Below are 15,386 nucleotides of genomic sequence, written 5' to 3'. Positions count from 1 at the left end.
GGGCGCGGCGCGTTGCCCCCAGGCAGGCATGACGCATCTGCTTCCCCCACAGGAGGAAACGTGGCCAGAAGAGCGGCGGCCGCCGCACTCACACTTGTCGCGGGCATGGCAGGCTCGTTCGTCGCGGTCCCCGGGCAGGCACAGGCGGCCCCACCCGGGACCAAGGACGTCACCGCGGTGATGTTCCAGTGGCGTTTCGACTCCATCGCCAAGGCCTGCACCGACACCCTCGGCCCGGCCGGCTACGGGTACGTCCAGACCTCGCCGCCCCAGGAGCACATCCAGGGCGGCCAGTGGTGGACGTCCTACCAGCCCGTCAGCTACAAGATCGCCGGCCGGCTCGGCGACCGCGCGTCCTTCAAGAACATGATCGACACCTGCCACCGAGCGGGCGTGAAGGTCGTCGCCGACGCGGTCGTCAACCACATGTCCGCCCACGCGAGCGGCACCGGCACCGGCGGCACCCCGTTCGGCAAGTACGACTACCCCGGCATCTACCAGGGCCAGGACATGGACGACTGCCGGTCGGAGGTGAACGACTACCGGAACCGGACCAACGTCCAGAACTGCGAACTGGTGGGTCTGGCCGACCTCGACACCGGCGAGGAGTACGTCCGCGACCGCATCGCCGCCTACCTGAACGACCTGCTCTCCCTGGGCGTGGACGGCTTCCGCATCGACGCCGCCAAGCACATGCCCGCCACCGACCTGGCCGCCGTCAAGTCCCGGCTCTCCGACCCGAACGTCTACTGGAAGCACGAGGCCATCCACGGCGCCGGCGAGGCGGTCTCGCCCACCGAGTACCTCGGCAGCGGAGACGTCCAGGAGTTCCGCTACGGCCGTGAGCTCAAGCGGGTGTTCACCGGTGACAAGCTCGCCCACCTGAGGAACTTCGGCGAGGGCTGGGGCTTCATGGAGTCCGGCAAGGCCGGGGTCTTCGTGGAGAACCACGACACCGAGCGCGTCGGCGACACCCTCAACTACAAGAACGGCGCCGACTACACCCTGGCCAACGTCTTCATGCTGGCCTGGCCCTACGGCTCCCCGGACGTCCACTCCGGCTACGAGTGGTCCGACAAGGACGCCGGTCCGCCCAACGGCGGCCACGTGGCGGCCTGCTACACCGACGGCTGGAAGTGCCAGCACGCCTGGCGCGAGATCTCCTCCATGGTCGCCTTCCGCAACGTCGCGCGCGGACAGGCCGTCACCGACTGGTGGGACAACGGCAACGACGCCATCGCCTTCGGCCGCGGTTCCCGGGCGTACGTCGTCGTCAACCAGGAGCCCTCCGCCCTGAGCCGCACCTTCACCACCTCGCTGCCCGCCGGCGACTACTGCGACGTCCAGAGCGGACGGACGGTCACCGTCGACGGCTCCGGCCGGTTCACCGCCACCCTCGGAGCCAGGACCGCCCTGGCCCTGCACACCGGCGCCCGCACCTGCTCCGGCGGTGGCTCCGGAGACGACGGCGGCACGGGCGACCCCGGTGACCCCGCCGACGGCGCCTCGTTCAACGTCGACGCCACCACGGTGTGGGGCGAGAGCATCCACGTCACCGGCGACCGCGCCGAGCTGGGCAACTGGAACACCGCCGACGCCCTCGAACTGGATCCGGCGGCCTACCCGGTGTGGAAGCTGGACGTGGACCTGCCGCCCGGCACCACCTTCGAGTACAAGTACCTCCGCAAGGACGGCGGCGGCAACGTCATCTGGGAGAGCGGCGCCAACCGCACCGCCACCGTCCCCGCCGACGGCAGGGTCGTCCTGAACGACACCTGGCGCGGCTAGCCGTCCCGACGCCCGACGGCGCACCGCAGGACCGACCGCCCGGCCCCGTACCCGTGATCCCCGCAGTGGGCCGGGCGGTCCCCTCCTCCGTCCGCACGCACCGGCGGGACCCCGACGAAACTCCCGAGCACCGGAACATCCCCGCACCGACCCACCGCACCACACCCGAGGAGAACGACCCGTGAGAGGTCCCCTGGCGCGCAGAGGAACGGCCGCGAGCATCGTGGCCGCCGTCCTCGCGACGCTCGTCACCGCGGCGGCGCCCGCCGCCGAGGCGGCACCGCCGCCGTCCGACGCGAAACTGGCCGCCGAACCCACCCGGCACGACCTGACGCGCGAGCAGTTCTACTTCGTCCTGCCGGACCGCTTCGCCAACGGCGACCGCTCCAACGACCGCGGCGGGCTGACGGGCGACCGCCTCACGACCGGCCATGACCCCACCCACAAGGGCTTCTACCACGGCGGCGACCTCAAGGGCCTGACGGAGAAGCTGGACTACATCAAGGGCCTGGGCACCACCGCCATCTGGATGGCGCCCATCTTCGAGAACAAGCCGGTGCAGGGCGAGGGCGAGAACGCCTCGGCCGGCTACCACGGCTACTGGATCACCGACTTCACCCGGGTCGACCCGCACTTCGGCACCAACGCCGAACTGCGCGAACTGATCGACAAGGCCCACGCCAAGGGCATGAAGGTCTTCTTCGACGTCATCACCAACCACACCGCCGACGTGGTGGACTACGAGGAGAAGTCCTACTCCTACCTCTCCGAGGGCGCCTTCCCCTACCTCACCAAGGACGGCGAGCCCTTCGACGACACCGACTACGCGGCGGGGAAGCGCTTCCCGAAGGTCGACCGCGAGTCCTTCCCCCGCACCCCCGTGGTCGCCGAGGACGAGAAGGACGTCAAGGTCCCGTCCTGGCTCAACGACCCGACGATGTACCACAACCGCGGCGACTCCACCTTCGCCGGCGAGAGTTCCCTCAACGGCGACTTCCACGGCCTGGACGACCTGTGGACCGAGCGCCCCGAGGTCGTCGAGGGCATGAAGAAGATCTACCAGCGGTGGGTGAGGGACTTCCGGATCGACGGTTTCCGCATCGACACCGTCAAACACGTCAACCTGGAGTTCTGGACCCAGTGGGCCACGGCGCTGGACGCCTACGCCGCGAAGAGGGGCCGCGACGACTTCTTCATGTTCGGCGAGGTCTACAGCTCCGACCCCGCCCGGATGGCGCCCTACGTCACCCGGGGCGGGCTCGACGCCACCCTCGACTTCGGCTTCCAGGAGGCGGCCCGCTCCTACGCCTCCCGGAGCGGACCGGCGACCAAGCTGTCCGACCTGTTCGCCCAGGACCACCTCTACACCACCGGCCGGTCCAACGCCTACGAACAGGTCACCTTCACCGGCAACCACGACATGGGCCGGATCGGCACCTTCCTGCGGCAGGACAACCCCGACGCCGACGACGCCGAACTGCTCGCCCGGGCGAAGCTCGCCAACGAGCTGATGTTCCTCACCCGGGGCAACCCGGTGATCTACTACGGCGACGAGCAGGGCTTCACCGGCGCCGGCGGCGACCAGGACGCCCGCCAGACCCTCTTCGCCTCCCGGACGCCCGCCTACCTGGACGCGGAGAAGAACGACCGGATCGGCACCGACCGCACCCACGCCCGGGACGCGTACGACACCGACCACCCCCTGTACCGGTCCATCGCCGCACTGTCGAAGCTGACCCGCGAACACCCCGCCCTGCGCGACGGCGTCCAGACCGAGCGCTACGCCGAGCCGGGCGACGGCCCCGGCGTCTACGCCTTCTCCCGCACCGACGCGGAGCAGCGCACCGAGTACCTCGTCGCCGCCAACAACGGCGAGGAGGCCCGCACGGTGAAGCTCGCCACCGACTCGCCGAACACCGCCTTCCGCCCGATCCACGGCGGCGCCGACGCCACGGTCCGCACCGGCGACGACGCCACGCTGACCGTCACCGTCCCGGCGCTGTCCACCGTCGTCCTGAAGGCCGCCCGGCCGCTTCCCGTCCCGGACACCGGGCCCACCGTCGAGCTGAGGGCCCCCGCCGCGGGCGCCACCGGCACCGTCGAGATCACCGCCGACGTGGACGGTGGCGGTCTGAACCGCGTCGTCTTCGCCGCCCGGGTCGGCGACGGGAAGTGGCACACCCTCGGCACCGCCGACCATGCCCCCTACCGGGTCACCCAGTACCTGGGGAAGGAGGTGGCGGCCGGAACGCCGCTGCGCTACAAGGCCGTCGTGGTCGACGCCGCGGGCCGCACCGCGAGCGACCTGGCGGCCTCCACCGCGGGGCAGGCCCCGCCCGAGGAGAGGCCCTCGGCGGTCGAGCGGGACTGGGCCGTCGTCCACTACCACCGCCCGGACGGCGACTACGACGGCTGGACGCTGACCTCCGGCGAGCGGACCGCCGCCTTCGTCGGCCGCGACGCCTACGGCGCCTTCGCCTGGATGGAGGTCGCCGACGGACCGACCGAGCTGAGCTTCACCGTCACCAAGGGGGACACCGCCGACGGTCCCGAACGCACCATCGACCTGACGAGGACCGGCGAGGTGTGGGTCGAGCAGGGCGAGGACGGGCTCCTGACCGAGCGGCCCGAGGACGGCCACCCGCCGCAGGACGGCGAGAACACCGGCGAGAACACCGCCGTTCTCCACTACCACCGCGCGGACGGCGACTACGACGGCTGGGGCCTGCACACCTGGACCGGCGCCGCCGAGCCCACCGACTGGTCGAAGCCGCTGATGCCCACCGGGAAGGACTCCTTCGGCGTCACCTTCGAGGTGCCGCTGGCCGAGGGGGCCACGTCGCTGAACTACATCATCCACAAGGGCGACACCAAGGACGAGGACGCCGACCAGTCGCTGGACTTCGCCACCCACGGCCGCGAGGTGTGGAAGCTGTCGGCCACCCCCGGCTACCTGCTGCCCACCACCGGCAGCGCCCCCGTCCTGGACCCGACCAAGGCCGAGGCGCAGTGGATCGACCGCGACACCGTCGCCTGGAAGGTCAAGGCCACGGACGCCACCGGCGAGCAGCTCGTGTACGACCCCCGGGGCACCATCACGGTCGAGGACGGCGCCCTGTCCCACGAGGGACACTGGCTGCGGCTGAACCCCGTCCCCGGCGGACTGACCGAGGAACAGCGGAGGAAGTACCCGCACCTGAAGGAGTACGCCGCCTTCCGCGTGGACCCGCGCGACCGCGACCGGGTGCGCACCGCCCTGCGCGGCCAACTGGTCGCCACCCAGCGCACCGCCGAGGGCGCGCTGCTGGCCGCCACCGGGGTGCAGATCGCCGGCGTCCTCGACGACGTCTACGGCACGGAGGCCGCCGAGGCCGACCTCGGCCCGGTCTTCGACCGCAAGGGCCGCCCCACCCTCTCGGTGTGGGCGCCCACCGCGCACAAGGTCGCCCTCGAACTCGACGGCCGCACCGTGCGGATGCGGCGCGACGACGCCACCGGCGTCTGGAGCGCGAAGGGCAACCGGAGCTGGCGGGGCAAGCCCTACCGCTACCACGTCACCGTCTGGGCCCCCTCGGTGGGGAAGACGGTCACCAACAAGGTCACCGACCCGTACTCCACCGCACTGACCACCGACTCGCGGCGGAGCCTGGTGGTGGACCCGGCCGACCCCGAGCTCGCCCCGAAGGGCTGGGAGGAGCTGCGGAAGCCGGAGGCGGTACCGCTGCGGAACGCGCAGATCCAGGAGCTGCACATCCGTGACTTCTCCGTCGCCGACCCCACGGTGCGCCGGAAGCACCGGGGCGGCTACCTGGCCTTCACCGAGCGCTCCTCGGCCGGTATGGAACACCTGAGGGAGCTGGCGGAGGCGGGCACCACCCACGTCCACCTGCTGCCCTCCTTCGACATCGCCTCCATCCCCGAGCGGGCCGCCGACCGCGCCGAGCCCGACTGCGACCTGGCGGCCCTGCCCGCCGACTCCGAGAAGCAGCAGGAGTGCGTGGCCGAGGTCCGCGACAAGGACGCCTACAACTGGGGCTACGACCCGCTGCACTACACCGTGCCCGAGGGCTCGTACGCCACCGACCCGAACGGCACCGCCCGCACCGTCGAGTACCGGGAGATGGTCAAGGGCCTCAACGAGGCCGGACTGCGCGTCGTCCTGGACGTGGTCTACAACCACACCATGGCCGCCGGGCAGGACGACAAGTCCGTCCTGGACAGGATCGTGCCCGGCTACTACCACCGGCTGCTGGCGGACGGCACCGTCGCCACCTCCACCTGCTGCGCCAACACCGCGCCCGAGAACACCATGATGGGCAAGCTCACGGTGGACTCCGTCGTCGCCTGGGCCAAGCACTACAAGGTGGACGGCTTCCGCTTCGACCTGATGGGCCACCACCCCAAGGAGAACATCCTCGCCGTCCGGAAGGCGCTGGACGCCCTCACCGTGGAGAAGGACGGGGTCGACGGGAAGAACATCGTCCTGTACGGCGAGGGCTGGAACTTCGGCGAGGTCGCGGACGACGCCCGCTTCGTCCAGGCCACGCAGGAGAACATGGCCGGCACCGGCATCGCCACCTTCTCCGACCGGGCCCGCGACGCGGTGCGCGGCGGCGGTCCCTTCGACGCCGACCCCGGCGTCCAGGGCTTCGCCAGCGGTCTGTACACCGATCCCAACTCCTCGGACGCCAACGGCGACCGTGCCGAGCAGCGCCGGCGGCTGCTGCGCCAACAGGACCTGATCAAGGTCGGACTGTCCGGAAACCTCGCCGACTACACCTTCACCGACACCTCCGGGCGACGGGTCAAGGGCTCGCAGGTCGACTACAACGGCTCACCGGCCGGATACGCCGACGCGCCCGGCGACGCGCTCGCCTACGCCGACGCCCACGACAACGAGACCCTCTACGACGCCCTGGCGTTCAAGCTGCCCAAGGACACCCCGGCCGCCGACCGCGCCCGGATGCAGGTGGTCGCCATGGCCACCGCGGCCCTCTCGCAGGGGCCGGTGCTCAGCCAGGCGGGCACCGACCTGCTGCGGTCGAAGTCGCTGGACCGCAACTCCTACGACTCCGGCGACTGGTACAACGCCATCCACTGGAACTGCGAGGCCGGCAACGGCTTCGGCCGCGGTCTGCCTCCGGCCTGGGACAACCGGGACAAGTGGCCGTACGCCCGGCCGCTGCTGACCGCCGCCGACCTCACGCCGTCCTGCGCGGAGATCGAGGGCGCCTCCGCCGCCTACCGCGACCTGCTGTCGATCCGCTCCACCGAGGGGGTCTTCGGCCAGGCCACGGCGGCCGACGTCCAGCGGGCCCTGTCCTTCCCGCTGTCGGGGAAGGACGAGACCCCGGGCGTGATCACCATGCGGCTGAAGGACGGCGGCGACGACCTCGTGGTCGTCTTCAACGCCACCCCCGAGCGGCGGACGCAGACCGTCCCCTCGCTCGCGGGCGGCTCCTACGCCCTGCACCCGGCGCAGGCGTCCGGCTCGGACCCGGTGGTGAGGACCGCGACCTTCGACGCGGACCGGGGCACCTTCACCGTCCCGGCCCGCACGGTGGCGGTGTTCGCCGCGCGGTAGGCACCCCGACGGGAGACGGGGAGGGGCACGGCCACCGGGGCGTCCGGCGGCCGTGCCCCTCCCCGTCTCCGGCTCAGTCCCACCAGAACGACCACAGGTCCCGCCCCACCAGCCACTTCTCCGCGTAACGCGCCAGCGTCCCCGCGCCCTGCCGCACCACGGAGGGGCAGAAGGCGTAGTGCTCGGCGGCCTGCGGCAGCGCCTCCTCCACGTCGCGCGGCGGCGACGGCACCGACAGGTGCAGCGCGTCCGGCTCCAGCGCCACCACCCGCGTCCCGAACCGCTCCTCCCAGGAGCGCAGCACGGTGTGGTGGGGCGCGGTGTCCGCCTCGTGCGCCAGGGCGCCCGTCCAGCCGATCGCCGCCGGTATCCCGGAGCTGTGCCGCACCGGGACCAGGGCGAGTCGCGGCTCCCGCAGGAGGCCGCGCGTCAGCAGGGACCGGGCCACCGAGACCGCCACCGCGTCGGGGCGGCGGGGCTCCGCCGCGGACCGGCCGGCGGGGCGGGCGGGGCCGGGCCACCGCCGGCCGTACGGGCGCAGCACGGCACCGCCGTCCGGCTCCCGCGCGGCCTGCTGTGACCACCGGGCGGCCAGCACGGCGAACGCGTCCGGTGCCCCGCCGCCGGCCGCGGAACCGTCCCCGCGGCCGCGGCCGCGCCCGTCCGCCCCACCGGGGAGCAGGTCGTCCTCCACGGCGACGCCGCGGGAGTCCCGGCCCAGCAGCACGGGGTGCGGCCCGGTGCCGGGCGGCCCGGCCGGCAGCCGCTCCCAGCCCGCCGGCTCGGCGGGCCCGTCCGCGCGCCACAGCAGCGGCTCGGCGACCCGGCCCAGCACCGTTCGGTCGATCAGCGTGCCCGGCGGCAGATCCGCCGAGGCCACGAGCGAGCGCAGATCCGGCATTCGGCTTCGCGTGTCACAGGCCACGCGTCGACGGTACCGGCCGGCTACGACAGTGCCGCCGGCCCGGTGGGACCGTGACCACCGGGCGCGCCGTCACCGCCGGACGCGTCGCCGGGGAACCGGCCGCCGCCGGTACCGTCCGAGCCGTCGGGCACCAGGGCCGGCAGCCGCCGCACCAGCTCCCCGAACGGCCCGTCCGAGGGCTCCAGGGCGAGGACGCGCCCCAACACCCGGGCGGTCTCCTCGTCGTAGGCGGCCGACACCGCCGCCAGCGCCAACAGTTCCTGGACGAGCCGCAGTTCCAGCTCCCGGCGCGGCACCGAGCGGTCCGCCAGCCAGGCCAGCGCCGTCGTCTCGGCGACACCGATCCAGGAGCGGACGACCAGGGCCAGACGCGGTCCCGGAGAGGTCGCCCCCAGATGCGTCAGGAGCCGGCCGTACGCCGCCCGCCGCACCTCCTCGACGACGGCCCGGCCGCGCTGCGAACCGCCGCGCAACAGGGCCGAGAAACCGGAGGCGTGCTCCTCGACGAAGTCGAAGTAGCGACCCATCACCTTCAGCAGCCGGCTGCTGAAGGGACCCTCGGGCGGGACGACGAAACGGGCCGACAGCTCGTCCGCGGCCTTCCGCACGGCCGCCTCGTACAGGCTGTACTTGCCCGGGAAGTAGTGGTAGACCAGCGGCCGCGAGATTCCGGCCGCGGTGGCTATGTCGTCGATCGAGACGTCCTCGGGAGGACGGTCGCTGAATAACGCCAGCGCGACGTCGATGAGTTGCTGTCGACGTTCCTCGACACCCATCCTGCGGCGTACCCCGGTGGTCATGGGAACACCCTAGCGAGGGCCGTCCGGCGCGGGGTCCCGCGCCGGACGGCGGGAGGCCGGGCGAGGGGGCCGGGCGGCGGGTCAGCCCACCCGCCACCCGGAGAACTCCACCGTGCCGCTCGTCGCGCCGGCCGCCGTCATGCCCAGGCCGACGTCCTGCCGCCCGGCCGTGCCCGGCACCCGCACCGTCGCCACCGTCCGCCAGGACGCGCCGCCGTCGACGGACAGCTCGCCGGTGTGGTCGGCGCCCGCGCGCCGCAGCCGCAGCAGCACCGGGGCCCGCACCCCGGTGATCCGGCGGTAGGAGTCCAACGCGCCGTCGCCGTCGGAGTCGTACGACAGCACCACGCCGTTGGCCGGGGTCACCGACAGGTTGAGGAAACCGGGGGAGTCCGCCCGGGACAGGTCGTCGCGGACGAAGATCCCGGCCCGCGCCCATGGACCGGTCCCGTCCTGCGCGGTGACGGTCACGGTGACCGTGCCCCGCTCCCCGAGCCCGCCCGGCCGGTACAGGGCGCCGAACTCGGCGGTGCCCTTCCACAGGTCCGCGCCCCCGCCGTGGACGGCGTACCGCTCGCCCAGCCGCCCGAACACCGCGCCGTTGGTGGAGACCGTGCGCACCCCCGGCCCCAGCGGCCCGGCCAGGAACAGCGAACCGTCCGACCGCGTGCGCACCCGCCGACCGCCCTCGACCCCGTACGTCGCCTCGACCGAGTACGGCAGTTCCCGCAGCGGATCCGTCAGGGCCCCGCCCGGCGCGGTCAGGCGCCAGCGCACCCGGGTCCGACCGCCGGGCGGGACGCGATCGACGGCGGTGGGGCCCTGCGGCTCGGCCCGCGCGCCGGGCGGGGCGGTCAGGGACAGTTCCACCGGCCCGGCCGCCCGCAGCCCGTTGGTGTTGGCGAAGGTCGCGGTCAGCGTCCCGCGGCCGCCCGGCACCAGGGAGACCGGCTCCGTCTCCGTCTCCAGCCGCCCCTGGTAGGGCGCGCGGGCCAGCAGGTCGCGGACCCGGGCGGCGGTGGCGTACGGGTCGCCCACCGGCCGCAGCGGGTACTCCTTCCGCTCCCGCGTCCACGGCTCCTCCACCGCGTACCAGTCCACCGGGTCGGGCGTTCCGCCCGAGGCCAGGGCGGCGTCCAGCTCGTCCAACCACCTCCGCCAGCGCGGCAGGTGGAAGTCGCCGATCAGCCCGTGCCAGTCGCGGTTGGCGTAGTCGTGCAGCTTCCCCGCGTCGGAAGTGGCCCGCCCGTCCCACACCGTCAGCAGCGCCCGGGCGGTGCGCTCCAGCTCCGCCGCCTCCTCCGGCGAGGCGCCCGCGCGGCGGGCCGCCGCCGTCCACGGGCCCAGCAGGAACAGCCGGTGGGTGCCGGCCAGTTCGTCGGCGAGCGTCATCAGCCGCAGCCACAGCGCCGACAACTCGCGGAACCCGGCCAGGTCGCCGCTGCCGTAGGCGGCCCGCAACTGCGGCAGCAGCAGCCGGCTGCGGTTGGCCAGTGCCTGCCGGGCGACGTCCACCAGGTCGTGACGGTAGGCGTCGCTCCCGCGCCGAGGCGCCTCCACCGCCAGCAGCCCCTCCAGCGCCGCGTCGAAACGCGCGGGATCGTAGACCGGCTCGGTGGGGCCGTACTGCCCGGCCCGGGTGGCGGCCAGGTCGGGACGGGCGGCGAAGAGGCTGTCGTGGGCGAAGCCGTACAGGTGGGCCCGGTGCCGGTAGGCGGTGTCGTGCAGCGCTCGCCAGGCGTTGCGCGCCCCGGTGTCCGGGCCGCCGTAGCGGTACGTCGCGTACCGCTCGAACCAGGCCGGCAGGTCCACCGGCTCCTCGCGCCAGGCCAGCTCGGAGAAGAAGTCGAACGCGGCCGGGTCGCGGTCGGCCGCCTCCGGCAGGTACGCCGTCCCCACCAGGGCGCTGCCCGGCTTGTCGCGCCAGGCGTGGAAGCGCTCGTTCCACACCTGGGTCTTGGCGCCCAGCAGGGTGCGCCCGCCGAAGTTGGGGATCGCGCCGAAGCAGTAGGGGGTGCCGTTCCAGTCCGCCTCGCGGTCGAAGACGGTCTCGACGCGCTCGGAGATCCCGTCGACGATGAGCATGCGCCGCTTGTCCACGGCGTTCACCAGCTCGCGCCGCGGGTTGTCCTGCCAGCCCAGGATCACCCACACCGCCTCCGGAAGGGCCCGCCGCAGGGCGGCCTCCACACCCCGCGCCGCGTCCGCCACCGGCACGTCGCCCGCTCTCCCGCCCTCGTGCAGCAGGTCCATCTTGACGTGCGACGCCGGGCCGAACAGCTCCCCCTGGTGCCGGTAGAAGGAGGCGGCCGCCTCGGCGAAGACGTCGGTGCGCGGGTCCAGCCAGTCGGGCCGTTCGAACCCGTGCCAGGTGCCCTGGGGGACGGTGCGGGCGCCGGGGACGCGCGAGGCGAAGTCGCGCGGCACCGAACCGTAGTAGCCGGGCAGCACCGGGCTCATGCCCAGCTCCCGCAGCCGGTCGGTGATGCGGCGGCCCAGCTCCACCCGCGCCTCGATCAGCTCCCGGCTGGGCGGGCCGCCGTAGCCGCTGAGGTTCTGCAGGTGCCACCACGGCTGGTGGGAGGGCGCGGGCAGCCAACGACGCGCCTCGGCGTCCGAGTAGCCGAAGTCCGTCAGCATCCGGTGGAGGACGGCCTCCTGCCCGGCGATGACCAGGACCTGGTTGCAGCCGTTCAGGGCGAGGACGTCGATCAGGCGCTCCCAGTACGCCCAGTCGGCGTACGGGTTGGTGTAGCCGTCGTTGGTGTCGTTGAGGGCGAACCGGTTGGACAGGGTGGTGGAGCGCTCCAGGGGGCGCGCGGGCGCGGGCAGCGTCGCGGGCAGCGCCAGGTTGCTCCCCGCCCAGGAGACGTGCGCGGAGCAGACCTCCTTCAGGTACCAGTGGACTCCGGTGAGCAGCACCGCCGGACTCGTCCCGGCCACCTCGATCCGCCCCGCCGTCCCCGAGACCGAGAAGCGCTCCACGCCGTCGCGCACCGCGAGCGGCACCAGTCGGAACTGTCCGGCGTGGTCCGGCAGCAACCGGTTCAGCGCCGCCGCGGCCGGGCCGGTGGCGAAGGGCCGGGGCGCCGCCGTCGCGCCACCGCCGGCCCCCGACAGTCCCGGACCGACCGCCGCGGCCAACCCCGCCACCACCGTCCCCGCGCCCAGCACCAGCCGCCTGGACGGGCCCCGGTCCCCGACCCCCGAGCCCCCCGGCCCACCCGGGCCCGGCAGCCCGCTCACCGCTGTGCTCCCCGGACGCCCCGGACGGCCGGCACCCGGTGGCCGCCCCTGTCGGAGGCGGCGGCGGTGGCGGTGGCGGTGTGCCGGACGACCGCCCGTTCGGTGCTCCTCGGTCGCGTGGCGACCGCGTTCGACCGGCCCTGAACCATCAGTTCCCTCTCCCTCCCTCTCGCGCGGCGCCGGGCGGGCCGTCGGACGGTCCCTCCCACGCCGCGTCACCGGTTGCCGGATCGCCCGCGGGCCCCGGCCGTGCCGTCCGCGGCGGGCCGTGGGGGCGCACCGCGCCCCGCCGTCGGCGGACGACGGGGCGGGCTCGAAGGCGTACGCTCGAAGCAGCCGTACCAGGCCGTCGCGGTGCGGAAACGGGACTTCGGTCGGGGCAACACGCACGGCGGGCACCCCCGGACCGTCCGGTCGGGTGAGCCCGGCGGGCCCGGCGCTCACCCGACACGGCCGCCGACCGCCCTCAACCGCGCGGCAGTACGGTCGTCAGCACCGACGGCAACGCGGTCCAGTCGGAGGTGACGAAGCTCGCCCGTTCGGCCGCCAGCCGCGCCACTCGGTCGAGCGCCTCGCCCTCGGTGGGACGGGTGGCGCTGATGGCGGGTGCCACGGCGTGGGCGTCGGTCATCACCAGCAGGTAGTTCCGCTCCGCGTACCAGGTGGTGTCGATGCCGCCGGTCACGTACGCCGAGGCGTCCCCGTCGAACACCACGAACCAGGGCCGGATCGAGGGGTCGGAGTAGCGGGTCGCGCGCGGGTCCCCGGCCTCGGCCCGGTGCACGGCGGGGAAGGCGACGGCCCGGGAGAGGTTCCCGCCGGCGGCCAGGTCGCGCAGGTGGCCGGCGTACTCGCGGTCCGTCCACAGCGAGTCGAAGGGGTTGGACTCCTCGACGGTGCCGGGGATGAGGTGGACCAGGAACCTGCCGGCCAGCTCGTCCCGGCTCGGCCAGCCCCTCGCCCGCACCGCCTCGTCCAGCGTGGCGTGGCCGGCGGCCAACTCGCCGGGCCGGTACAGCGCGTCGCCGAGCGTCCCCGCGACCAGCGCGTCGAACTGCGCCGGGCCGCGCCCCAGGTTGGCGGCGAACCCGTCCTTCATCTCGATCTTGAGCAGGATCGGCCGGTGCCCGGGGTTGGCGTCGTGCCAGGCCCGCAGGTCGGCCAGGCACCCGGCCAGGCTCTGGTTGCGGGGCTTGGAGCGCAGCTCGGCGGCGGAGGAGGCGTTCTCGCAGTTGTTGTCGTTGCCCAGCGGGTTGTTGTGCGCCACCCGCCAGCCGCGACCGGAGAAGTTGGTCCACACGTCCAGCTCCAGCAGCGAGGCGCCGGAGTCCAGGGCGTCGGCGAAGTAGGTGTACCGGTTCTTCTCGTAGGCGTTGTGCACCCCGACGGAGGTGGCGCCCGAGTACGGCAGGCTCCCCGGATCCGCCGCTCCCGCGCCCGGCGCCGCCACCAGCACCGCCCCCAGGGCCCCCGCCGCCACCGCGGCCGCCGCCGATCGACGTCTCGTCCGTCGGTCGCCCGGACCCCGCCGGTCCCGCCGCCACCCGTTCCCAGCCTGCCGTCCCATCCGTGTCCCCTTGTCGTAGAGGGAGTCAAAACCCCTTCACGGTAGGGAAGTCGACCGTCGGGAGGGAGGGCGCGCGCATGACGGGAGGGGAAACGGCCGGCGGCCGACGGGGGACGCCCCCGGTGTCCGGCCGGCCGGACACCGGGGGCGAATGGCGCGCGCGTCAGCGCCGGAAGGGTCCCGACACCTCGAACGTCACCCCGCCCAGGCCCGCCGGGTCGCCCAGGGTGCCGCGCTGGGAGGAGAAGTACAGCCGGGAGCCGTCCGGGGAGAACGCCGGGCCGGTGATCTCCGAGTCGTCGTGTCCGTCCAGCCGGATCACCGGGGCCACCACGCCGTCGGGCGTGATCACGTTGATCTCCATGTTGCCGCCGTCCTCCGCCACGTACAGGTCGCCGGCGGAGGTGCCGGTGATGTTGTCCACCCCGTCCAGCGGCGAGTCCGCGTCGTAGGCCACGGACAGCTCGCCCCGCTCGGCGTCGTACGCCCAGACCCGGTTGTCGCCCTTGGTGGTGAACCAGCAGGTCCCGTCCGCGTAGTGACAGCCCTCGCCGCCGTCGAAGTGGCGGGCCGCGCCCACCTGGTGACGCGTCTGCCGCCCGAACACCGACGGCGTCGGGTCCGGGACCTCGCGCCACTCCACGCCGCCGCCCGCCGACTCGCACAGCACCTCCAGGCGGCCGTCCGAGAGGTCGCCCCACACCTCGGGCGTGTAGCGGTAGAAGCAGCCGTCCGACTCGTCCTCCGTCAGGTAGACCACGCGTCGGTCCGGATCACAGGCGGCGGCCTCGTGCTTGAAACGGCCCATCGCGTGGTGGGCGACCGCCTCGCGCCGCCCGTACGGGTCGGTCTCGAAGACCCGGCCCCGGAAGATCTCCTCGCACGACAGCCAGGTCCGCCACGGCGTCGCCCCGCCCGCGCAGTTGAGGTTGGTGCCCTCCAGGACGCGGTACGCCCGGTCGATCGAGCCGTCGGCGCGGAAGCGGATCGCCGAGGCGCCGCCCACCAGGGGCACCTCGGAGTTGGAGACGTAGATCCAGCCGTCGCCGTCCGGGTAGCAGGCGCCCCCGTCGGGCGCCGGGTGCCACCGGATGTCGCCCACCGGCAGGCTGGACCGGGCCACGACCCGGCTGCGGAACCCCTCCGGCAGCGCCACTCCGTTGGCGTCCGGCGCCCGCAGCGGTCCGTACGGGCCCGTTACGGTCGCGGCCACGGTCGTCCCCGCCGCGCCGGCGGCTCCCTGCCACAGCGTGCCGGAGAGGGCGACGGCGCCCGCGCCGACGGAGGCGGATCTCAGGAAGGTACGTCGCTCCATGCGGTCTCCCAGGTCGTGAAGGACGTGTACACGTCACCATTGCGCGTCCCGGGCGACCGTTGAAGGGGAGCGGGGGAGAAGAACCGGTGAACGGCCGCCCACCGGAGCACCACCCACGGACACGGACCGCGGTGGCAGGGCACCGGCGCGGGTCGGCACCG

At 73.7% G+C, this 15,386-nt stretch carries 8 protein-coding genes; 2 read left to right on the top strand and 6 right to left on the bottom strand.

Annotated elements, in window-relative coordinates; genetic code table 11:
• The first annotated feature begins 105 nt into the window (after positions 1-105).
• Together F0L17_RS06370 and pulA are read left to right on the top strand one after the other, a co-directional pair.
• The gene (locus F0L17_RS06370; protein WP_155070298.1) at positions 106-1,788 is read left to right on the top strand and encodes a carbohydrate-binding module family 20 domain-containing protein; all 1,683 of its coding nucleotides are present in this window, start codon (positions 106-108) and stop codon (positions 1,786-1,788) included.
• A 181-nt stretch (positions 1,789-1,969) separates the two neighbouring features.
• Positions 1,970-7,372 (top strand): pullulanase-type alpha-1,6-glucosidase, encoded by a 5,403-nt coding sequence (gene pulA / locus F0L17_RS06365; RefSeq protein ID WP_162465884.1) that lies wholly within the window; start codon positions 1,970-1,972, stop codon positions 7,370-7,372.
• Positions 7,373-7,445: 73 nt separating this feature from the next.
• On the opposite strand, the gene F0L17_RS06360 is transcribed toward pulA, so the two are convergent.
• The 6 genes from F0L17_RS06360 to F0L17_RS06335 all read right to left on the bottom strand — a co-directional run bounded on the left by F0L17_RS06360 (position 7,446) and on the right by F0L17_RS06335 (position 15,225).
• Positions 7,446-8,273 (bottom strand): DUF4253 domain-containing protein, encoded by an 828-nt coding sequence (locus F0L17_RS06360; RefSeq protein ID WP_155070297.1) that lies wholly within the window; start codon positions 8,271-8,273, stop codon positions 7,446-7,448.
• A 44-nt stretch (positions 8,274-8,317) separates the two neighbouring features.
• On the bottom strand, positions 8,318-9,097 hold the full coding sequence (locus tag F0L17_RS06355; RefSeq protein ID WP_155070296.1) for a TetR/AcrR family transcriptional regulator: 780 nt from the start codon (positions 9,095-9,097) through the stop codon (positions 8,318-8,320).
• A gap of 81 nt (positions 9,098-9,178) precedes the next feature.
• Positions 9,179-12,343, bottom strand: coding sequence for an alpha-N-acetylglucosaminidase (locus tag F0L17_RS06350; protein ID WP_338017976.1), 3,165 nt, complete (start codon positions 12,341-12,343; stop codon positions 9,179-9,181).
• Complete coding sequence (locus tag F0L17_RS27420; protein ID WP_155070295.1) at positions 12,340-12,492, bottom strand: hypothetical protein; 153 nt, start codon at positions 12,490-12,492, stop codon at positions 12,340-12,342. The genes F0L17_RS06350 and F0L17_RS27420 overlap by 4 nt, the downstream gene beginning before the upstream one ends.
• Before the next feature lie 317 nt (positions 12,493-12,809).
• The gene (locus F0L17_RS06340; RefSeq protein ID WP_155070294.1) at positions 12,810-13,910 is read right to left on the bottom strand and encodes a phosphatidylinositol-specific phospholipase C domain-containing protein; all 1,101 of its coding nucleotides are present in this window, start codon (positions 13,908-13,910) and stop codon (positions 12,810-12,812) included.
• 163 nt (positions 13,911-14,073) lie between these two features.
• On the bottom strand, positions 14,074-15,225 hold the full coding sequence (locus tag F0L17_RS06335; protein ID WP_155070293.1) for an alkaline phosphatase PhoX: 1,152 nt from the start codon (positions 15,223-15,225) through the stop codon (positions 14,074-14,076).
• Positions 15,226-15,386 lie beyond the last annotated feature (161 nt).

This window comes from Streptomyces taklimakanensis (genome assembly GCF_009709575.1).
GTDB lineage: Bacteria > Actinomycetota > Actinomycetes > Streptomycetales > Streptomycetaceae > Streptomyces > Streptomyces taklimakanensis.
The sequence above is the reverse complement of the archived record's forward strand: the minus strand, read 5'-3'. Positions and strand labels throughout refer to the sequence as shown.